The organism is Halocatena pleomorpha (assembly GCF_003862495.1).
In the GTDB taxonomy this organism is placed as follows: domain Archaea; phylum Halobacteriota; class Halobacteria; order Halobacteriales; family Haloarculaceae; genus Halocatena; species Halocatena pleomorpha.
Genome location: NZ_RRCH01000003.1, coordinates 123,103 through 143,765, shown reverse-complemented (window position 1 = coordinate 143,765; position 20,663 = coordinate 123,103). Strand labels below are relative to the sequence as shown.

The 20,663-nt window shown below is 58.5% G+C and carries 21 protein-coding genes and 3 pseudogenes; 5 read left to right on the top strand and 19 right to left on the bottom strand.

Annotated features, from left to right (window positions below; translation table 11 throughout):
* Nucleotides 1-44 precede the first annotated feature (44 nt).
* Entirely contained in the window at nt 45-1,403 is a 1,359-nt protein-coding gene (gene serS, locus EIK79_RS01750) for a serine--tRNA ligase (protein WP_124953413.1), read from the bottom strand.
* 110 nt (nt 1,404-1,513) lie between these two features.
* Between serS and EIK79_RS01745 the strand changes: the two genes are divergently transcribed.
* The 3 genes from EIK79_RS01745 to EIK79_RS01740 all read left to right on the top strand — a co-directional run bounded on the left by EIK79_RS01745 (nt 1,514) and on the right by EIK79_RS01740 (nt 4,402).
* Entirely contained in the window at nt 1,514-2,425 is a 912-nt protein-coding gene (locus EIK79_RS01745; protein ID WP_124953412.1) for an MBL fold metallo-hydrolase, read from the top strand.
* Nucleotides 2,426-2,661: 236 nt separating this feature from the next.
* The gene (locus EIK79_RS17740; RefSeq protein WP_148094119.1) at nt 2,662-2,826 is read left to right on the top strand and encodes an FmdB family zinc ribbon protein; all 165 of its coding nucleotides are present in this window, start codon (nt 2,662-2,664) and stop codon (nt 2,824-2,826) included.
* 190 nt (nt 2,827-3,016) lie between these two features.
* A complete protein-coding gene (locus EIK79_RS01740; RefSeq protein WP_124953411.1) occupies nt 3,017-4,402 on the top strand; it encodes a S8 family serine peptidase in 1,386 nt (461 codons plus the stop codon).
* A 23-nt stretch (nt 4,403-4,425) separates the two neighbouring features.
* Here the strand turns inward: EIK79_RS01740 and EIK79_RS01735 are convergent, their stop codons facing one another.
* Complete coding sequence (locus tag EIK79_RS01735) at nt 4,426-5,556, bottom strand: S8 family peptidase (protein ID WP_124953410.1); 1,131 nt, start codon at nt 5,554-5,556, stop codon at nt 4,426-4,428.
* Between the two features lie 292 nt (nt 5,557-5,848).
* Nucleotides 5,849-6,991: a CBS domain-containing protein gene (locus tag EIK79_RS01730; RefSeq protein WP_124953409.1), complete on the bottom strand. Its 1,143-nt coding sequence runs from the start codon at nt 6,989-6,991 to the stop codon at nt 5,849-5,851.
* An 83-nt stretch (nt 6,992-7,074) separates the two neighbouring features.
* Here EIK79_RS01730 and EIK79_RS01725 point away from each other — a divergent pair, with 83 nt between their 5' ends.
* Nucleotides 7,075-7,392, top strand: a complete 318-nt coding sequence (locus tag EIK79_RS01725) for a lycopene cyclase domain-containing protein (RefSeq protein WP_124953408.1) — start codon at nt 7,075-7,077, stop codon at nt 7,390-7,392.
* Here the strand turns inward: EIK79_RS01725 and EIK79_RS01720 are convergent, their stop codons facing one another.
* From EIK79_RS01720 to EIK79_RS01685, 8 genes and pseudogenes are all read right to left on the bottom strand, one after another.
* Nucleotides 7,393-7,599 (bottom strand): hypothetical protein, encoded by a 207-nt coding sequence (locus tag EIK79_RS01720; protein ID WP_124953407.1) that lies wholly within the window; start codon nt 7,597-7,599, stop codon nt 7,393-7,395.
* A 62-nt stretch (nt 7,600-7,661) separates the two neighbouring features.
* Nucleotides 7,662-8,210, bottom strand: coding sequence for a hypothetical protein (locus EIK79_RS01715; RefSeq protein WP_124953406.1), 549 nt, complete (start codon nt 8,208-8,210; stop codon nt 7,662-7,664).
* Between the two features lie 68 nt (nt 8,211-8,278).
* The gene (gene tpiA / locus EIK79_RS01710; RefSeq protein ID WP_124953405.1) at nt 8,279-8,923 is read right to left on the bottom strand and encodes a triose-phosphate isomerase; all 645 of its coding nucleotides are present in this window, start codon (nt 8,921-8,923) and stop codon (nt 8,279-8,281) included.
* A gap of 68 nt (nt 8,924-8,991) precedes the next feature.
* Entirely contained in the window at nt 8,992-9,546 is a 555-nt protein-coding gene (locus tag EIK79_RS01705) for a multiprotein bridging factor aMBF1 (RefSeq protein WP_449405134.1), read from the bottom strand.
* A gap of 101 nt (nt 9,547-9,647) precedes the next feature.
* On the bottom strand, nt 9,648-10,259 hold the full coding sequence (locus tag EIK79_RS01700) for a CDP-alcohol phosphatidyltransferase family protein (protein WP_124953403.1): 612 nt from the start codon (nt 10,257-10,259) through the stop codon (nt 9,648-9,650).
* Entirely contained in the window at nt 10,256-10,750 is a 495-nt protein-coding gene (locus EIK79_RS01695; RefSeq protein WP_124953402.1) for an adenylate kinase family protein, read from the bottom strand. Before EIK79_RS01695 ends, EIK79_RS01700 begins: the two co-directional genes overlap by 4 nt.
* Nucleotides 10,747-11,814 carry a histidinol-phosphate transaminase gene (gene hisC, locus EIK79_RS01690; protein WP_124953401.1) on the bottom strand — a complete coding sequence of 356 codons (1,068 nt, stop codon included), beginning with the start codon at nt 11,812-11,814 and terminating at the stop codon, nt 10,747-10,749. Before hisC ends, EIK79_RS01695 begins: the two co-directional genes overlap by 4 nt.
* 66 nt (nt 11,815-11,880) lie before the next feature.
* Nucleotides 11,881-12,054 (bottom strand): annotated as a pseudogene (locus EIK79_RS01685) (TRASH domain-containing protein); the annotation flags it as partial.
* 452 nt (nt 12,055-12,506) lie between these two features.
* Here EIK79_RS01685 and EIK79_RS01680 point away from each other — a divergent pair.
* A complete protein-coding gene (locus EIK79_RS01680) occupies nt 12,507-12,848 on the top strand; it encodes a winged helix-turn-helix domain-containing protein (protein ID WP_124953399.1) in 342 nt (113 codons plus the stop codon).
* Nucleotides 12,849-12,953: 105 nt separating this feature from the next.
* Here EIK79_RS01680 and EIK79_RS01675 read toward each other — a convergent pair.
* The 8 genes and pseudogenes from EIK79_RS01675 to EIK79_RS01645 all read right to left on the bottom strand — a co-directional run bounded on the left by EIK79_RS01675 (nt 12,954) and on the right by EIK79_RS01645 (nt 20,595).
* Nucleotides 12,954-14,185: pseudogene (locus EIK79_RS01675) on the bottom strand (RNA-guided endonuclease InsQ/TnpB family protein).
* Nucleotides 14,182-14,571 carry an IS200/IS605 family transposase gene (gene tnpA, locus EIK79_RS01670; RefSeq protein WP_124953398.1) on the bottom strand — a complete coding sequence of 130 codons (390 nt, stop codon included), beginning with the start codon at nt 14,569-14,571 and terminating at the stop codon, nt 14,182-14,184. The pseudogene EIK79_RS01675 and the gene tnpA overlap by 4 nt, the downstream one beginning before the upstream one ends.
* Before the next feature lie 152 nt (nt 14,572-14,723).
* Nucleotides 14,724-14,930 (bottom strand): hypothetical protein, encoded by a 207-nt coding sequence (locus EIK79_RS18660; protein ID WP_233737848.1) that lies wholly within the window; start codon nt 14,928-14,930, stop codon nt 14,724-14,726.
* Nucleotides 14,931-15,008: 78 nt separating this feature from the next.
* A pseudogene (locus EIK79_RS19190) lies at nt 15,009-15,071 on the bottom strand (hypothetical protein); the annotation flags it as partial.
* Between the two features lie 245 nt (nt 15,072-15,316).
* Nucleotides 15,317-16,594 carry an MFS transporter gene (locus EIK79_RS01660; protein WP_221621651.1) on the bottom strand — a complete coding sequence of 426 codons (1,278 nt, stop codon included), beginning with the start codon at nt 16,592-16,594 and terminating at the stop codon, nt 15,317-15,319.
* Between the two features lie 216 nt (nt 16,595-16,810).
* Nucleotides 16,811-17,698 (bottom strand): hypothetical protein, encoded by an 888-nt coding sequence (locus EIK79_RS01655; RefSeq protein WP_124953396.1) that lies wholly within the window; start codon nt 17,696-17,698, stop codon nt 16,811-16,813.
* Nucleotides 17,699-17,808: 110 nt separating this feature from the next.
* Nucleotides 17,809-19,017, bottom strand: a complete 1,209-nt coding sequence (locus EIK79_RS01650) for an outer membrane protein assembly factor BamB family protein (protein ID WP_124953395.1) — start codon at nt 19,015-19,017, stop codon at nt 17,809-17,811.
* Nucleotides 19,018-19,431: 414 nt separating this feature from the next.
* A complete protein-coding gene (locus tag EIK79_RS01645) occupies nt 19,432-20,595 on the bottom strand; it encodes a hypothetical protein (protein WP_124953394.1) in 1,164 nt (387 codons plus the stop codon).
* Nucleotides 20,596-20,663: the final 68 nt, after the last annotated feature.

Genomic DNA, 20,663 nt, shown 5'->3' with positions numbered 1-20,663 from the left:
GGAGGCAAATATCCTCCTCTCTCAATCCCAAAAAGACAGTTTTGCTACTCGTCGGCGCTTCCAAGCGCGCTCTCACCCACGTGGTCGTGGCCGTCAATGACCTCCTGCCCACCCATGTATGGTTGGAGCGCCTCGGGTATCTCGACAGTTCCATCCTCATTCTGGTAGTATTCGAGGATGGCGACCATCACACGCGGCAGTGCGACCCCTGAAGCGTTGAGGGTGTGGAGGTACTCCGCGCTCTCGTGGCGTTCGGGCCGATAGCGCAGTCCCGCTCGGCGTGCCTGATACTCCTCGAAGTTCGACACGCTCGACACTTCGAGCCACCGCCCACCTTCAGATGGACCATCATCCATATCGTCGGCGGGTGCCCATACTTCGATATCGACCTGTTTGGACTGTTTGTCACCGATATCACCAGCGCAGATGTCCAGGATCCGGTAGGGCAGTCCGAGTCGTTCTAGTGTCTCTTCGGCCTCTTCGAGCAACTCGTCGAATCGATCGTAGCTGTCGTCGGGTTCGACGAAGTTCACCAACTCCACCTTGTTGAACTGGTGAACGCGGACGATCCCCCGCGTTTCAGTCCCGTGTTCACCGGCCTCACGCCGGAAGTTCGGCGTGTACGCCTGATGTTTGAGCGGGAGATCATCACGGAGAAGGATCTCATCGGCGTACATGTTTGTGAGCGGCACCTCCGCAGTAGGACAGAGCCAGAGATCCTCGTTTTCGATCTTGTACGCGTCGTCTGCGAACTTCGGCAGTTGCCCCGTGCCAGTCATCGAATCGCTGTTGATCGGAATCGGTGGGAACACGTCCATGTATCCCTGTTCACGGTGGAGGTCCAGCATGAACTGAACGAGCGCGTGTTCGAGCCGTGCACCGTCACCAGTGAGGAAATAGTAGCCGCTACCGGTTGTTTTCGCTCCTCGGGCTTCGTCGATGATCGCCAATTGCTCTCCGAGCTCGTAGTGGGGAACGACCGTTTCGGGCAGCGAACGAAGCTCACCGAACCCCTCCCGTCGAAGCTGGACGTTGTCGGATTCGTCTGTTCCGGACGGAACGCTGTCGTGGAGGATCTGGGGCAGTCCGAGCAGTGCTGACTCCAGTTGCTGTTCCAGTTCCTCCGCACGCGTCTGAACCGCTTCGAGTTCCGTTTTGAGCTTCTGGGAGCGCTCGATCGCCTGCTGGGCGGCCTCCTCTTTGCCGTCGCGTTTGAGCGTGCCGATCCGCTCGCTGACTTCGTTGCGCTCGTGACGGAGTTCATCGCCCCGCGCTTTGTACTCACGCCATTCCGAGTCGATCGTCAGAACACGATCGAGATCGATTTCGTCGGCCATTCCTCGCCGTTCGAGTGTGTCCCGAACGACAGCAGGGTGCTCACGGACGAACTGCCTCGATAACATGCCCCCCGTTTCCCTCGGACAGAACTAAGGCGTATCGCATCCGTGTTCGAATGGGACACACCGGTCACTGCGACAGAACACTTTTGCCTACCGGTCGTGGCATTCGGATTATGGCAATCGGAGACTGTTATCCGGTCGAAACGGGGGAGTGTACCGACCTCTTCTATCTGGATACTGGGATGTACGACACTGCTGAGTACGGTGCTGTCTACATCCTTACTGGGGAGCGCTCTGCTCTCATCGATACAGGGATCGGACAGCGCCACGATCTCATCCTCGATGCGATGGACTCGGTCGGTATCGCCCCTGAAGAGCTCGACATCATCGCCCCCACTCACGTTCACCTCGATCACGCGGGTGGAGCGGGCTATCTCGCCCGAGACTGTCCGAACGCGACGGTCGTGGTTCACGAACGTGGTGCCCGCCACCTCGCTGATCCAACACGCCTCATCAAGGGAACGAAAGCCGCTGTTGGTGATCAGTGGCAGTTCTATGAGGAACCGCTCCCAGTCCCAGAAGACCGGATGCAGCCGCTCACGGACGGTGATGTCGTCGATCTCGGAGACCATCAGCTCCACGCCCACCACGCGCCAGGCCACGCCTCCCACCAACTCGTCTTCGAAGACCCGGCCAACGACGCGGTGTTCACCGCAGACGCAGCCGGAATCTACGTTCCGACCATCGATGCCGTCCGCGAAACGTCACCGCCATCGGAGTTCAATCTCGAACAGTGCCTCGCAGACATCGAACTGCTCAAAGACATCGATCCCAAAACGCTTCTGTACGCCCACTTCGGACCAACGCCGACCGCGGATCGATTCGCGGAGTACGCCGATGTGCTCACTGACTGGGTTGCGACCGTCGAAGCGAAACGCACAGAACTCGAAAGCGACGGGGCTGTCGTTGAGTACTTCGCTGAAAACACGTCGATGGTCGATGTCTGGGGAGAACTAAAAGCACGCGCCGAAACAGCCATGAATACACGGGGCGTCCTTCAGTATCTCGATGCCCAGCCCGAGTGAATCGCTCCGTCTCCGCTGCGACAGGAATTAAGCCAGAGTGTCCCGAGGTTTCGCGAATCGTGTAACGATGTGATGAGTGCGAGATGTCGTGGTTTTCTTGACTCACCCTCGGTCGCAGTTCACATGTTAGTTAACCCCTGTTAAAATCACTTTCAGTGACTGTTTTATCCACCTGAAGACTTATGTCCCCATTCTACGTACCAGTGTACCAAGGTTGGTGAAACAGAATGAACATTATGACCGCACTTAAGGAGGAGTTTACGAACACGGCACCAACCGAGAGGTCTCCATATGAGTGTGGCAGCTGTGAGATGCGATTCGAGCTACAGCGGCACGTCTGTCCGCAGTGTGGCAGTTACTCGATCGAACGAACCGAATGGCCCTGTCTTCCCGAGCGCTAATTACTGTTTGCGGTGATTCAAATACCCGATCCCGAACGACTCATTCCTTCTGAGCATTGATCTCGGAGGCGTGCGCCGAATTCCGATCCGTGATACATCGATAGAACCAGAGCCCGCAACTCGATTTCTCGATTAAACAACCGGTCATAACGGGGGATACGCTCTATGGTTGGTCTCGATACGTGATGGTATGGCAGATACTATTGGCCGACGGGGGTTTTTGAAGACGCTCGGCGTGGTCGGTGCCGGAACCGTCTTCGGTGTGCGTTCCGGGGAGGGAGCGAGCGGCATAGTCGATGCGACGCTCGATACGACGACGAGCGCCCTCCAAGAGGCGCTCGTCGTCTTTGAATCGAACGCGATCATCGACGAGGTGCTCGGTGGACGGGTCGAGTATTACGCCTACGACGTGCTTCCGTTGGCGTACATCGCCGCTGGTGGCGGACTCTTACAGGAACTCGCAGCACTCGATGGGGTTGTCACCGTTCGAGCTAACCGTGAGCTCGAATATCACAACGCTGACGCACGCGAGATAACGGGAACGAACGACGTGCAGGCTGGAGAGGGCGTTGACGGGTACGACGGGAGTAGCACACACGTCGCGGTGATCGACAGCGGCGTCGACGGGGACCATCCCGATCTATCGAATGTTGAGAACAACTATCAGTGGGTCGGCAACCCGTTCGGAGCACCGACGCTGTGGGCTCACACTGGATCACTCGATACCGATACGCTCGGGCACGGAACACACGTCACTGGGACCATCGGGGGGGATGGATCGGCAAGTGCTGGACGGCAGCGCGGCCACGCACCCGGCGCGTCGTTGACAGCCTACTCAGCGGGCGTCTCTCTCAGCATCCTGAAAGCCAGCGCGGCGTATGACCACCTCCTCGCCACCCATTCCGACGTGCAGATCGTTTCGAACTCGTTCGGATCGACGGGGGGTGAACCGTTCGATCCGACCGCGCCGATGAATGTAGCGACCAAACAGGCGTACGACGCCGGAATCTTACCCGTCTTTTCGGCGGGCAACGCCGGGCCGGATTCGGCCACACTCAACCCGTACGCAAAAGCCCCCTACGTGCTCGGCGTCGGTGCAACTAACGACCAGCGGCAGGTCACGGAGTTTTCCTCCCGGGGAGATCCAAACGGTGTGTTCGACCGCCAGCGTGCGCTCTCGACCGTCGAGTCCGAGGACACCGATGTGCTCGCGCTCGAACGGATCGGCGTCGGCGCGCCAGGAAACGCCATCGTTAGCACAGTAAGCCCAACGGACACCCTGAATCTCACCGGTGCAAGCTCCGAGCACTACTACACGGAGCTTTCGGGAACGTCGATGTCCTGTCCGTGTGTCTCGGGCATCGCTGCGCTCCTCATCGACGCCTATCAGCAGAACGGTCACGGGACTCCTGCCCCCATCGACGTGCTCAACACGATCGAAGCGACGGCGATCACCGACCGGAGCGAGTACACGGCTAGCAGCATCGGTGCCGGGTTCGTTGACAGCGTTGGGGCTGTCTCACGGGCAGAATCCGGCGATCTTGCTGACTTCGAAGACGTTACGCTTGCTCGATAAAAACGAAAACGGCGTGGGGTACGTCAGAGTCCGAGCGCGCTCGCAGCGTCTAACAGCCCGGCTCCCTGTTCGTTGCTCGACAGCCCGATGTTCTCAGCTGTCGACGTGAGTCGCTGTCGTGCTTCCGTGTTTGTATACCCCTCACTCATGAGCAGTCCCCCAGCACCCGCGACATGCGGACACGCCATCGAGGTTCCACTGAGTGTGTTGTAGCCGTCGCTGGTGTACGTCGAGTAGATGTCTGCACCGGGTGCGGCGATTTCGACTTCCGGACCGGTCGAAGAGAAGCTCGCAAGTCCATCCGCGTTGTTCGTCGCGCTCACGGCCATGGCGTCGGAATGGGACGCTGGGTGGCCCACACAGTCCGTACACGGGCCGCTGTTACCGGCAGCCGCGACTACAAGGACACCCCGGCTGTAGGCGTAGTCGACGGCGTCGGCTACTGCTGCGGAATACGATCCGCCGAGACTGAGACTTGCGACATCCCACCCCCGATCAGCGACGTATTCGATCCCTGCAGCGATGTCGGAATAGGAACCACTTCCGTAGGAATTGAGCACCTTCACGGCGTGCAGCGTCGCGTTGGCGCTCACGCCGACGACGCCCTCGGCGTTGTTCACCGCGTTGGCGGTTCCCGCACAGTGAGTGCCGTGGCCGTTGTCGTCGCCCCAGTCGTAGTCACACCCCCACGAACAGCTCGTGACGGCGTATCCCGCTCCGAGATTCGCCTGAAGGTCCGGATGGCTGGCATCGATCCCCGTATCGATAATGGCGATGTCCGCTCCTGAACCGGTGTAGCCCGCGTCGTGAGCAACGTCGGCGTCAACCCGATCAATACCCCACGGTGTCGTTTGGGCGAGCGCGTGCATTCGTCCGTTCTTCTCGACGTATCGAACGTCTGAATGCTGCTGTAGCCGTTCTACCGCCTTCGTTGGTACGCGGGCTGTGACCGCGCCGAAGGAGAATTCGCGGACAGTCTCCTCTGCCTCGGTGACCGCCATACTCCGGCCCGCCTCGTGATCGAATCCGATGTTCACGTAGACTTTGTCGCCTGCGTCTGCCGATCCGATTCCACTGATCCCCGTTAGTGCTGTGGCGCTACCGATTGTTTGGAGCAGTCTCCGCCTCGATATACCGCTGTTGTTACCTCGCATACCCAGAAAAATAATTATATCGCTATGACTTATATTTTTTGTTTACTAACATGAAGAAAATATATTAATTATCTCATAAATATAAGAATATATGACACTGTTGGACGTGATGGTTGTCAACGAGTATCAATTTGGTGTTTGTATAGATAGATATCTCCAACCAGTGTGTGATTTCAAGCTAAAATCACGGTGACGGAACGCTTCGATTTCTAGTTTTCCAGCAGATCACAAGGCAATGTATAAAATGGGACTCGATCCTCCTACGCCCGTCTCCGACGCGACAGGCGTGGTTTCACAACCTGTTGAGCTTTCGCAACAGTTGGCCTTCGTACTGTTCGTCGCTCCGAGTGCCTTTCAGTTCAAGAACGTTCCGTTCCAGTCGATCGAGCGCGACCCGGAAGGCCGAATCCGCACCATATCCTTCACCAGAGCCAGCGATCTGGCCGTGGTTGGTTCGAAGTCGGATCTGACACTGAATGAGCGGCGTCCCTCGGAGTTTTTCTTTGTGTTTTTGGAGACGGACGTGGGCGTGTTGAACGTTCATTCGCTGGTATTTCCCGACGACTTCCTCGATGTTCCGTCTGATCTCCTCGCGTTGGAGCGTATCGAGGAGATCGATGTTGGTGATCTGCACGTCGAGATACTCCTCTTCGGTGAACGTGAGCGCCCGGAGCACGTCAGTTTTCGTGAGCACGCCGGCGACGACATCGTCCTCATCGGTTGGGGTAACCACCACGCCACCGTAGTCGTGTTCGAGCATCACGTCCACGGCGTCTCGAACGGTGCTGTCGATCCCGACGGTTTCAACAGGATTTTGCATCACGTCGTAAACAGGGATGTCAAGCACGCGGTTGCGGTCGCCGGCACGGTCTCCGTGGGTGGGTTTGTCCACGTCTCGGACCGCGACCTCGATGATGTCGTGTGTCGTAACCATGCCCGTCAGCTTCTCGTTCTCGTTGAGTACGGGAAGCCGTGAGATACCGTTCTCGCGCAGAAGGTTGATGGCCCGGCCGATGTTGGTGTCCTCGGTGATTGTGACGACGCTGTCGGTGTGAATCTGCTCGATCGAGAGGACCTCAAGATTGTCGAGCACTGACTCTAAGATCGCATCCGCAGAGATCATGCCCCAGTGGTCGTCGTTCTCGAAAACAGGAGCGACCTTGGTGCCGCCCTCAACAAGCATCCGTGCGACATCTCGAACGTTACTCGATCGATCAATTTTCGGGGCGGAGTCGGCCATTGCACCGACTTTCGTACCGTCTTCGACGTGGGACTGCAACAGCTGTCGTTCCGTGATGATCCCGTCGTACTCTCCCTCGTCGGTAACGATGATCCCCTTCGGGTTATCGCGCTCGAAAACGCCCCGAACTTTGGCAAGGCGTTGTGACGCCTCAACCTCGACAGCGTCCCGTGTCGCGATGTCTACTATGTCCATGGTAGCCTCTCGGCTCTGTTTGTGTTGTACGATAATCAAAGTTGGCGGGGAGAGCTAATAGCCGTCGTAATCGAACGAAGTGCATGATCGATTCGCTTCCAGACATCGGGATGTTCGGCCCATATACGTATCTTATCACTGAACTGTTCTGGGGGGCGATAGCACTCGCGCTAGTGGTGTACGCTGGTGTCGTCCGGAGTGCGATTCGAACGATACTCGTTTTATATCCGTTCGCATACGTTTGGGACTGGTACACGTTACAGATGGGTGTGTTCGTGATTCCACTCCGTACTGGGGTTGAACTGCTCGGCATTCCCATCGAAGAACACATCTTCATGCTAGTCGTTCCGGCGTTGGTGGTCGGTCTCCACGAAACGCTCCGGTCGTTAGATCGGTCCTAACTACCGTTCCCGGCGTCGACCGCTGGGAACCACGATCTTGGCGAGGAGACCCCCAAGAAGCAGTCCCGCGAAAACGACGAGTGCGGTTTCTGTGACAGTCGCGTTGCCAACGAGGGTGATAAGACCGGATGACACACCGACGAGAGCGACGATCGCCGGCCGGATCCACTTAAAGCGGTTCCGATCGCTCGGAGATGGACCGACCACGGTGTCTCACCCGTGGACTCTGTCGGGAGCGACGTACTGCGTGTTTCTCGACACAGTATCGGTCACTGGAATCCTCGATCGACGCCGTCGTCGGTGACGATGTCCTCAAAATCCCGTTCGAGGAGTCGCTCGGCTTCTTCGAAGGTGGTGGTGAGATCTTCGAGCGGTTCGGGACGGTCGTACTGGTCGTACTCCATCGGTCCGTAGGCGGGGCTGTCGAGTGCACCCATCACGTCCTCAAACAGCGCGTCCGGTGTTGTCGGGGCGTCGGCATGGGTTTTGATCACTTCTTCGAGTTCGCTCGCCGTCTGTTCGGCTTGGGTTTCGTCCTCGATTGGGGATCGGACACCGAACCGGCCGGCGCTGTCGGTGGGGAACAAGGGATCGAGCTCGTCATCGATTCGACGAGCGACCTGTCCCCCGATACCTTTCACTTCGAAGGGGTTTTTCGCGTACGTTTTGAGCTGGAACACACCCCGATCAGGGTGACCGAGATACATGTCCTCCCCGACGCCGTCGCTGCGGGTGCCGGCGACGGCGCGCCAGTCGTCAGGTTTCGCAGTTGAATCGACGATATCGGTCAGTATGTCCTGCCAATCACGGATACGCATTGGTGTCTCTACGGACGACTATCAAATGAGCGTGTCGGCTATTGGACCCGTGATCGATCGTGGAGAGATCACAGCTCAGAGACGAGATCAGCGAGGGCAGCGCGGGGATCGTCGGCTTTTGCGACCCCGCTTGCGAGTAGTACGCCCTCGCTACCAAGCTCCCCAGCAGCCGTCACGTCCTCTCCTGATGAGATGCCCGCGCCACAGAGCACGGGAATCGAACTGTCGACGGCATCGGCCGCGCTGACGGCATCGGTGACGACTTCGGGATCGGCGTGGCTGACTGGCGTGCCGGTACCGATGAGCTCGGGGGGTTCGACAGCCACCATATCTGGTGACAGCGCTGCGACAGCGCCCACCTGTTTCGGATTGTTCGCGCAGACGATGGTGTCGAGACCAGCCCGGTCGGCCGCACGCACCCCTGCATCAATATCCGCCAGCCGTAGCCGGCGTTCGGAGTGGTTAAGCAAGGTGCCCTGCGCACCCGCCGCAGCGATCGCGTCCGCGAGGGTGCTTCCCGTATGACTTCCGTGATCGACGGGATCGACGTGTTGGCCCCACGTTTCGACGCCCGTCTCCGCAACGCGCGTGATGTCGGCGGTCTGGGGAGCGACAGCAACGCGCGCGTCAGCGTCGTCACCAACAGCAGCGGCTGCCGTGGCGATCGCAACTGGGTCACAGTCGTAGGCCTTCAAGTTTACGAGGATGAACATACCGAAGACGACACGCCAAGGCTGATATAACTACTCGTTCGTGGTGGTAATCGCCACCACGGGATCGTTCATTCCTTGCGACGGACAACGTCGCCAAGCGTGTAGTTTCCAGTCGATGATCCCCCTTCCCATTCGCTGTCGTCCGTCTCTGCCGATTCCGAAAGCGAAATGCTCAGCTTGCGTTCGAGTTTCGTCTGAACCGAATCGCTCGGAAGGCTGTCGCCGTGTTCGAGCTTCCGGATCAAACTCGCTTTCTCGTTGAGTTGGTCCGCCAGTTCCTCCTGTGAGAGACCGGCCGACTCCCGGGCGTTCCGAATACGCTGGTCGTAATCTTGCGCGATTTCGTCCATCTCATCGAACATATCGTGGCTTCGAGAGTCGGTGCTACTCGATCCCGTAGACGGTGTGCCTGACGTGGATGAGGAGCCTGCTGACCCACTGTCTGTCGAATATTTCGTGGACGTGCTGGAGGTCGACTCCGTACGAACCTCAGTCCCGAAGTCCGCACAATCGTCACAAACGTCGATCTCCGCCCCCTCGATCCGGACCGTTGTCAGGGACGGTACCTCTTTGCCACACATCTCACATTGAGGCATAGCTGAATCTTTGCCACCATGAGGCATAAATGGTACGCTGGCTACGGCTCACAATGATTGTCACACCAACGTTCGAATGTCTGTCGTAGCGTTTCATCTGAACGCCAGAAGCACGTTCCAGTTTCGAGTCAGCCGTCGAGTGCTGCTATCGCGTGGTAAAACCGTTGAACCGCCGTGAGGTGTCCGACGACGGCAAACAGGACAAGAAGCCAGCCGATGACGGTCAGGTTGTAGAAGCGTCCAGGAACGAGTGTATAAAGCACACCACCGATGCCGATGAGTGCGAGTCGGTCGGCGCGGCCAAGAACACCCCCATACACACGATCGAGACCGACAGCCGCTGCTTGTGTTCCAAGATACGATGTCATCAACACGCCCGTGACTGCTGCCAGTCCGAGTTCATACTGGTCGCTTCCAGCGGCGAGTCCGACGAGAACGACGATGTCGGCGTACCGATCGAGGACGTGGTCAAGGAGATCGCCCGTCGAGGAGGCGACGTTCAGCCGGCGGGCGAGCGCTCCGTCGAGGAGATCGAGCCACCCGTTACAGAACACGAGCACGGCCCCGCCCATCGCCAGCCACGGAGTGGTGTCCGCGAACGAAAACGCGACACCAGCACCGAACGCCAGCGCGAACGCCGTGACGCTCACCGCGTTCGGTGTCAGTCCGACACGGACCGAGGCGTTCACGAACGGGTTCAGTACGCGGGACGCCAGCGGACGGAAGCGATCGAGCGTCATAGGTACTCAGTGAAATCAACGTTCCCAGCGCTCGGTTCGCGCTCGTCGGCAAGCACTCGATTGATCTCCGTTGCGACCGCCGACGGGTCCTGATCGGTGGTGTCGATCTCGTAGACATCGGCGTGGCGATCGAGTGCCTCCACGAGAATTACGTCGAGCGCTTCGGCCTCAGCGTTCTCTTCTGCGGACGCTTCGGATTCACCGCGCTCGCGCAGCCGTTGGTGGAGTTTCTCGGGGTGACACCGGAGCACGACGACGCGTTCCGCCTCGAAGTGGTGTGCGAGGTGCGATTCGACGATCGTCGGCTCGCGCTCAGCAAGCCACGTCTCGGTTCGATCGAAGTCCACGACACGGCTGTCGCGTGTATCGTCGGTCTCGGTGTAGAGCCCCTGTTCACGGATCACCTCGTTGAGATGGACGACATCCGGTTCAAGCAGTTGTGCAGCTGTCGTTTTCCCCGTTCCGGGGGTGCCAGTGATAGCGAGTTTCATACGATATCGTTGATAACGTCGACTGCGCGTTTCGTTTCCTCGCGCGTTCCACAGCTGATCCGAATACAGTCGGACAGCCCGAAGCTCGTACAGTCCCGAACGATGACGCCGCGCTCGCGGCAGTCTCGGGCCACCGTCTCGGCGTCGTCAACTGCCGCGAGCACGAAGTTCCCCCCGCTGGGCCAGGTGTGTGCCTGTAACTGCTCGTGCATGTACTCGCGTGCCCACCGCACCAGTTCGACCGTGTTGTCGAGGTGGGCGTCGTCTTCGAGTGCTGCTAGCCCTGCCCGACACGCGAGTTCACTCGCGGCGAACGGCGTCGTGACGCGTTCGTAGGCGTCGGCCCACGTCGGTGGCGCGAGGAGATAGCCAAGCCGGACGCCGGCCAATCCGTAGGCCTTTGAGAACGTGCGGAGAACAGCGATGTCGTCGCGTTCACCCAGTAGATCGATCGCGCTGTCTGTGCTGGCGAATTCGGCGTACGCCTCATCGACGAGGATGAGCGTCGAATCGTCGGTGCGGTCTGCGAGTGTGAGCAGCTCCTCGCGTGGAAGTTCGCGGCCGGTCGGGTTGTGTGGACTGGTGATGTAAACGACGCGCTCGCCGTTGTAGCTCTCAAGGACAGTCGTCGCGGTCTGTTCGAAGCCGTCAGCTTTGTTGAGCTGGTACGTCCCGACCGTGCCGTGGTGGTACCGGGCGCTCATCGAGTAGTAGGCAAACCCCGGATCAGGAACGAGCACTCCGTCGCCCGGTTCCAGAAACGCGCGTGCGAGGTAATCGAGCGCGCCGTCGCCGCCGTTGGCCAGCCATACCTGTGAGGGTGATACGTCCCACTGGCGCGCGATCGCGTCGGTCAGATCCGTGTGGGCGGCTTTCGGATACGTGTGGCTATGAGTGGCGTGCTGTTGGATCGCTTCAGCCGCGGCCGGACTCGGCCCGAGTGGATTCTCGTTTGAAGACAGTTTGACCAGTTCGTCGGGATCGAGGCCGATTTCGCGGGCGACTTCCTCGATGCCGCGTCCAGCCCGGTAGACGCTGTGCGTGGAGAGGTCCCGAGGTTGCATTATCTACATAAAGGCTACGGACGGCCGGGCTTAAACGTGCTCACACGGATCGGCGGAGGCACTGGTCTACTCGGACGTTCGAGCGTGGAGTTCCTCGTACGTCTCGGTGAACTGTTGTTCACACGACGGACAGCAAAAGTGATAGACAGAGCCGTCGAGTCGCGTCACGACGCCCTCCTCAGTGACGGTGTTGCCACATTCGGCGCACGTCAGCGCGAACGCCGTCCCGCCAGCAGTAGGGAGAGTCCTGTCTCGTACCGCTGATGAACTGTGCTATGCCCACTCGTGATCGTCCCAGCCTTCGTAGTGTTTCAATTTGGTTGTAATCTCCCATACAGGCCAGGTGCATTCGTAGTAAAGATAGTCGGCAAGTACCCCAAAGTTGGAGGAATCGATCATTACTCCCCGCTGGCCATAATCCAACACGAATGGAAGATCGGAGAGGGTATCGTATGCTGTTCGAACCGCACCTTCCTCATGCGGCTTAAAGGCGGCTTGGCGTACCAACTCGTCCTTAGCAATAGGGGCACCGTATCGGTGTTTGCTGACGAGGGGACGGAGGAGCGCACAACGATGCGTCGTTGGTGGCACAGTCACACATACCCCCGATCGTTACAAGAATGTTACTATGCATTAACGGATGGCGCAATAACATTTAACACCTCTGCGTTAGTACTGTCAAGCCACGACCTATGGCCCAGAGCGACTCTGCGTCCGACGGACGCGCCCAGACGAAACAAGCCCGCCTGAGCAATCCAAGCGGCTGGCTGTACCTCACACAGCATGACAGCGTCCCGCTTCTCGTCGATGCCTTGCTCGACTGGCCACCCGACCGGGAGTTCACCGTGCAGGAGTTCGCAACCCACGCCGGGCTCGTCCGCCAGACGGTCAGCAAGCATCTCGATATCCTCATCGATGTCGGTCTCATCGAGGTGATCCCCGAGACCCATCCCCAGCGTTACCGGCTTCAGGAGAGCGCTGTGACGAAAGAACTGTTCGCGTTCAACAGCGCGATCAACGCTGCTGCGGAGTGAGTGATCGAAACTGCAACACGGTAACACTGAACCTTGACCTCCTCTCGCGCCTAAAGTCGCGGGAATCCCACCATGGGATTTCAGGCCGAGCGCGGCCCTAAGGTTTCAAGACGCATACGTTCCAAGCGTCTCTTGCTGGGTAGCATCGGCTTGGCTGTCTTGCGGGCCGGTCAAACGGCCCCCTTCCTCAGCCGAGTCATCGCCGTCCGTGTGTTCTCTTGAATGGCTCTCTCCGCTGAGGTAGCGGTCTGCAATATTGAGCGCGGCGTTAACGTCTGCTTGGTAGTCGGATACCCAACACTCCGAATTGGAACACTTGAACGTCGCCTGTTCTGGGCGATATCCCCGTTCACCGCAACAGTGACACGTTTTGGACGTGTATGCAGGATTCACCGTTTCAACGCGAATTCCCTTCGCGGCGGCCTTGTACTGGATCTGGGCGTGCATCTTGGCGAACCCCCAGCCGTGCAGTCGCCGGTTCATGAACTTGCCGTAGTCCATGTTCTCACGGATATGCGTCAGATTCTCCAACACCAGTACGGGATTGTCGAACTGGTCGGCGTACTCAACCACTTCCGACGTGACGGTGTGAAGAATCTGGTCGATTTCGCGCCAGAGCGCATCTCCATACCGTTCTGCAATCCGTTCACTACCGCGTTGTTGAAGGCGTCGAGTCGCCGTGAAATACGTCTCACGGAGTTGTCGAACTGTCTGCCTTCATCGTTCCACATCTTGGGTGCAGTCGGGGAGCCACGCTCGTCACGGTGACACACCGTTAGTAAAGAGGCTTCCCCGATGTCTACCCCAATCGGCGTTTCTCGCGCCGAAGTAGATCGTTCTTCCACGTCTCTCGTTGCGACAACGTGCAGATACCATTCCCCGCGCCGGTCGAACAGCCGACACTCGCCCATCTCTGCATCGCCAGCGTATAATGCTTTGAGCCACTCGCGTTGTTCAGGATTTATCTGGGCCGGTATCCAGAGGTGATAATCCTCGTGATGCGGGATTTTAACGTACCATTCGATGGCGTTCTGTGGCTTGTGGTCCAACCGAATCCCCTCGTTCGTGAATCGAACTGGGTGGTCGTCGTGAAGCGCTTTTGCATCGTAGCTTCCGCCACAGAGTTGCGGGACGTACTTCTTGAGGGCGTTTTTCGCGTATCCTGAAAGGTCATAGTCAACCACCACGTCGTTCGTTGCCGATTGGGTGGTACAGTTCGCATTGAACGCGGCGTGAAGCGCCTGCTGGTAGGCAGTTTTCGTCTCACAGAGCTTGCGGTGCTTGTGGGTGTTCGGGTTCACAAGCTTCAGTTCCAACGTCTCTTTGACCTCTGTCACTGTTCACCCACCTCGTGTTGGTGGATGTACTCTTGGACGGTCTCGCTGGAGACGTGCCCTGCCGTCCCTGCGTAGTAGCCACGTGCCCACTGGATTTTGGCACTGTCACGGGTGACGTGACGGTGGTTGTACTTCCGTGACGAAATCCCCTTGAACCAGTTGGCAAGGAGCGACGGGGCGTGTTTCGGCGGACTGCTGACAAACAGGTGAACGTGGTCGGGCTGGATGGTGAGGTCGATAATCTCCAAGCCTTTGTCGTCCGCAATTTCGTGAAGAATGGATTCCACACGGCGTACAACCTCACCGACGAGTACCGACTTACGATACTTCGGTAGCCACACTATGTGGTAGTTGAGGTTGTAAGTCGCGTGCCGTGTGGTCTTCATCTGAACTGCACACTATGATTGTGTCTATCTTAAAACCACCGAAAAGCGTGGAGAGATCCAGTTCAGCTATCGAATGAGGTTGTATACGCTATGGTCCGCTCGACCTGCGCCTGAAGACGCAGGTATGCGCTCGCGTTCTCGTATCACGACACTCATCGCTCAAAGAGACCGAGTTCGGACGCGCCCCGCAGGAAGTCAACATGCTCTATCTCAACGGTTGCACTGGCCTCCCGGTACGTCAACTCTCCATCTTCGACCGCATCCCAAATATCAAGGATCGCATCAATACTGTCTTGACCGTAGGTATTGACGAGATAATCGAGCGTCTCCGATTCAGTTTCAACTGCTGTTGCGATCACCCCGGGCGAGAGATGGAACTCGAAGTCGACGGGCGCATACCGTGCCGGCTTCCCCTGTTTGCGTTCCAACAAACCAGCGGACTGCAGCTCACGACAGTACTCGTGGGCAGTCGTGTGTGGGAGATCGAGATCGATCTTCAGCTCCGTGACAGTGAATTCACCCTGCTCGGCCGCGTATCCGAGGAGATCGAGCTTTCGATCGTTCGAAAGTTGCTCAAAAACGGATTGTAGTCGTTTCCGAGAGGGGGGGTGTATCGTCGATGGTGCTCATTCGATAATCACGTATATACGTATTTTTCGGATGATTCTAAGTGTTTCGCCGCTGGTGATGGGGGACATCAATGGAAATTGCGTAGTCGAGTGACGCGATTCACGAGAGCTAACACTCAATCGTCGGGCGTCGACGGTTCACCGATCGTTGTCTCCCCGCTGGGCTTGCCGGGATCGTACACCTGCGTGAGGACGAGAAGGGTTCCGACCAGCGCGAGCGCCGCCCCGAAGACGAACGGAACGGGGTAGCCAAACCGGATGAGAAAGCCGGAGGTGAGCGGTCCGATAGCGGTTCCGAGACCGAACGTCATCGTCAACAGCGATAGCTGGGTGCCGGAATGTCCTTCCAGCGCGAAATCGCCGGCAAGCGCGAGCGCGGGCGCGAACACCATCGCCCCGGCGATGCCTTGGGCAAACCGCGCGATCACCAGCCCCCAAGAGGTACCGATGAACCCCTGAACGAGCGTCGACGGCACCAACAGCAACATTCCGATCACAATGAACGGTCGCCGTCCGTACCGATCGCTGGCGTGGCCGATCGGCGTCTGAAAGAGCACTTGGGCCACAACGAACGCCCCGAACTGAACGCCGAACATCGCCGCCGTCTGATGAAGCCGGCGGTTGACATGGGGCTCAATCGTCGAGAGCAACGCGATGCTGATCGCCATGAACAGCGACGCGAGCGAGAGCGTGAACACGGGATCAAGCGTTGTCCGTCCGTTGGAGAACACGGACACGGAGAGTTCCTCTGTCGTTGATTCGGTCTGCGGGCTATCCTTGACGAACGCGGCGACGACGAGCAAGCTAGTGAGGATCGCCCCGGCAGCAATGTAAAACGCCGCGTTGAATCCGCTGATTGAATACGTTCCGTTTAGCGCCGAGACGTGGTACGGACCTAGATGCACGACCGAACCAGCGACGACCGGTCCGAGACCGAAGCCGACGAGCCGAAACGTGTTGTAAACACCCATGTTGCTGCCACGACTGGTGTCCGTGGCGTATTCGTCGATGAGCGCGACCGTAGCCGGGATCGTCAGCGCCGCGCCGACGCCTTGGGCCGCCCGAATGACGAACAATGCCGCGTAGCTCGTAGCGAACGAGTACGCGAAGCTCGCAACACACAGCACTGACAACCCCGCTAAAACGAACACCCGCCGTCTGCCGAGCCGGTCGGAAAACCGACCGGTAAACGGCTGTCCGAAACTGTTGAGAAATCCGAACATAGAGAGGATGAGACCAGTGAGAAGCGACTCTTGCAGACCGAAGAATCCGCCGCTGATGCCGCGTGCGATGTACAGCGGGAGAACGATGATCAGAAACGAGTTGCCGAACGAATCGACCATTCGCGCAAGCGCCAGCGACACCACCGCGCGGTCGATATCGAGCATCTCCATCTATCCGTCGACCCCATAGTCGAATCGATTATTTCGCCACACCTCAACGGCCTGGCGCGTCCGATCGGTCGGACAGTGTAACAAAAGAACGCTTCCGATCGAACGAACACGGTCCCGGATCATGATCAGCACGGCCTATGTCCGTCCTGCCAATCAACGTTCTGAACCAGTGAGCGACCAGATTAACTGACGCGATACCCGGTTCGTGCGGAAAGGTCACAGCGACGGCGTAACAACCGTTTCGCTCGTTGCGAACAGCCCTTTCGTTCGTTCATGGGCAGACGTTAGCTCTGCTCGGTTCTCAAGCAGTACGGTTTCACTCGGGAAGAGCCGTTCACCGAGGACAAGACCGTGCTCCCGTGCCGTCGATCCGGAGACGGTAAGGTACACGCCAAGACCGGCGTCAGCGATCGCGGCTTCCTCTTCGACGCCGTCGTCTGGATAGCAGAACTCAACGGTATCGACGGCAGTGGTGCCGAGCACGGCTTCCACAAGGCGTTCGTACCGTGGGGAGATACACAGCGGACCGGTGTAGGATTCGACGAACGCCCGCGTCGGATCGTTGCCGACGACATCCGGGTCCCCGAGCAGCGTGTGATAGACGGTGTCACCGAGTCCGTTGACGACACGCACGTCGGTGTCGTGTGGGTTGATACGGTCGTTCACCGCGTCCATGTCGGTAAGCGGATCGGAGCGAAGCGTGACAACTTCCTCAAGAACGAGATCGGCGCTATCGAATCCGAGCGCGAACTCGTGTTTCCGCAGCGCGCGAAACGGCTCCTCTCGGCCGACGAGTTGGATCTCATCGTCTCCGATGGGTACCGTCACGGAATCGAACACGATCCGCCGGGGGAGTCCAGAACGAGCGTCTCGGTAGAGCGTATACTCCGGAGCAGTCGCGTCGGTAGGATCGCTGTACTCCGCGAGCCGGTCGTACACCGACTGGCTCGGGTTGTTCACACCCTTGGTGATTGACTTTTCATGCCTGAGAGTGGAGATGATCCGGTCAGCTACCGCCGTCGCCCCGCTTTCGTCCGCCACTCGTTCGAGAACGGCGTACAACGGCCGTCCCTTCCGGGGGACGGCTACCCGAATGGTCGTCATTACCGAATCGAACCCACCGAGCAGTAAAACCCGACCGGTCTCGGACGGTACCACCGGAACGTTCTCGCCGTCGTGTCCGAATTGTCCTGACGATTAACACCAGACGCTGGTCACGCGTCGACTTCGAGTGCGACCAGTTTGTAAGCGCCGTCGTCGCGTTTCACAGGGGTGAACAACCGTTCGGTCGTCGCTGCGACACCTGGACCGACGTGTCGTCCCAGATTCATAGACCAGTGCTTTCCCCCGAACTGGATAGACGCGACTCCGATGCCGCCTGACGGATCGAGTGCAAACAGGCGTCGACCGCCGACGTACAACGTATCATCGAGGAGTATCGGCGCGCACCTGACGAACGCCCCGAGATCGATTGTTACTCCTTTCTTTCCTTCGTCACCTCCGAGAACAACGACGTGACGGCCGGAGACGGCATACACCGACGAATTCCGTACGGCAAACCCGCTCGGATACAGTGAGCTGACGTACGTGGTCCACCGATACTGACCTGAAACCGGATCAAGGCTACAAATAGTGTTATCCGTCCCGCCGACGAACACCGTCCGATCGGAGATCACCGGTGGCGTCTCACTGCCCGCTTGGAGTCGTTGCCGCCACAGGGTGGTGCCGCTCTCATCGAAGGCGTACACCTCTCCCGAACGGGTAGTGACGACGACAAGTGGTGAATCGACTGCCGGACTCGTCGTGACTGATCCAAACACCGATTGCTGCCAGCGCGGCTCACCGGTAGCAGAATCAAGCGCGTACACTCGTTCCGTGTCCGTTCCGATGTACAGCGTATCACCGTTGTTGTTGAGCGTCGGCGTGCCTGACACGGCACCGGCTTGGTGGGCCTCGAACGCCCACAGTTGTTCACCACTGGCTGCATCCAACGCCACGACGCTTTCTGGCCCGTTCCTCACTCCCAGATAGACGACACCATCTCGAACCGTGGGAGCCGTATACAGCTGAGCGGTGTCAGTGGCGACTGTCCACTGCTGTGATCCTGTCGCTGCGTCATGGACGTGAAGCGCGGTGCTATCGGAGATGTACACTTGTCCCGCCGCGACGACAGGTTGATCGATCGGTGAACCGATCGGGAACCGCCACGCAACTGTCGGTTTCGAATCCACCGTTGCCCATTCGGCGTGTCTCGTGTTCGCGGGATTGTGACCGATGGTGGACCAGTCAGTGTCCGTTCCGCCGGAAACGGTCTCATCGCTGCTCGGACTGGAGGCTCCGATGCATCCTGCAAGCACGCTGCCGAGACAGCTTCCGACCGTTGCTAAGGCTCGACGTCGAGTGCACTGCTCGATGTCAAGCATCACTGGGTCCTGTGTTGCAGCGTGAGGTCCTGCACCGATACGCGCGAGTCTCCTGTCGGTAGATTGATGAGACAGTTCCGGTCAGTTGGAACCAGAACGTTTCCCGGTTTGGTGATACCCCGATTGGAGGACGGAGAGCTCCGTCGGTTTGCAGCGGCTGGCACGGCCGCTTCGCGCGTTCGATTTCGGTGTCCGCTGGGGCAGACACCGAAGTAACTGTCAGAAACCCGTGCACAAAGACATCAATGCGTGATGAAATCTTTAATATGTCGGATTCATCTCGACCATGCGTCCCTCCCACCCGAGTGGAAGAAGTCAGCAAGCGGCACAACGACTCTCAAAGGCGTCCACTCCAGCAACAGACAAGGTCGAGCTATGAACGGATCAGAAAGGATGTGTTCAGTCCGTCCACGGTCACCCATCAAACACCGACTGCATTCGTTGGCGGAACGTCGCAAGGCTGTCGAGCTCTGACTGGATCTGTTCGAGATCTTCTTCAGTGGCGGTGCTGTTGTCGAGCCGTCTGACCCGCGACTGCAACCGGGACACGTCAGAAGAGATCGATTCGAGATCCGATTCGAGTGTACTGAGATCATCAGACAGAGAATCAGCGTAGTCGTTGAGAGAATCGATTTCGGTCGTGAGAGAATCGATATCCGAGGAAAGGGCACCGATGTCGTTTGAGAAATCATCGATGGCGTTCGACAGTTCGCCGGACATTTCGTTGGTTTGGGTTTCGAGTGAGTTGACACGAGGATTAAGATCGTCGAGCTCTTGTCTGAAATCAGAGAGCATAACCTGCGCTTCTCCGTTCTCATCGAGAAAGCCTTCGAGAGCATCGGTGTAGGCCCGAAGGTCACCCACATCAGCCTGAAGACGGCGGATGCGGGCGTCCATGCTGCTGTCACCTTTTGTTCCCCCGCCCCGTTGGCGGTGGGACCGGCTGGGCTGTCGGGGTTCAATCGTGAGGTTCTCCTGCAGCGTTTCGAGCGCCTGATCGTCGATCGTACCGTTTCTGATCTCCTCAGCCAACGCCTCCCCGATGGAGTCCATGGTCGGCGCACTCGGTTGGGGTTGCTCTCCGGATCGGCCCCCGGGCCGAACGCTCGTACCGCCGCGAGTGCTTCCGGCATTCGGCTCGGGACTCCGAACGTCGTCGCTCTCGCCCGCGATGACCTCACGGACGTGTTGCCCACTGTTCTCTCCGAGAATGTCCGTCGCGGGATCGAGGATCTCGATCTCCGGCTCAACAAGGAACTGATCCGCAGTGTCTACGTAGATGTGGCGGAGCCCGTACACAGTGACGTATTCCTCGTTGGGATCGAACGACCGTTTGAAGACGGCGCTGTTTTCTTCGACAGACCAGTATTCGCCCCCGTACTCCGGATGAAGCCCGATGTGATCGGAGTTGACTTCATCGGGCAGCGTATCGTGCATGCGGAGCGTGATGGGATCGTCACGCTTCGAGCTGATGGTAAAAGCGATAGCCGGCACCGGAAACTCATCTGGTTCGAAGCGTTTTTCTACTGTCACGCCGGCCGCTTCGGCGATGACAGCCTCTGACTCTGCTGTACGCATGTTACTCTAACGCTACAGCTCACGGCGCATAAATCTAGTCCGTTTCCGATCCTGGGAATATAGGATTC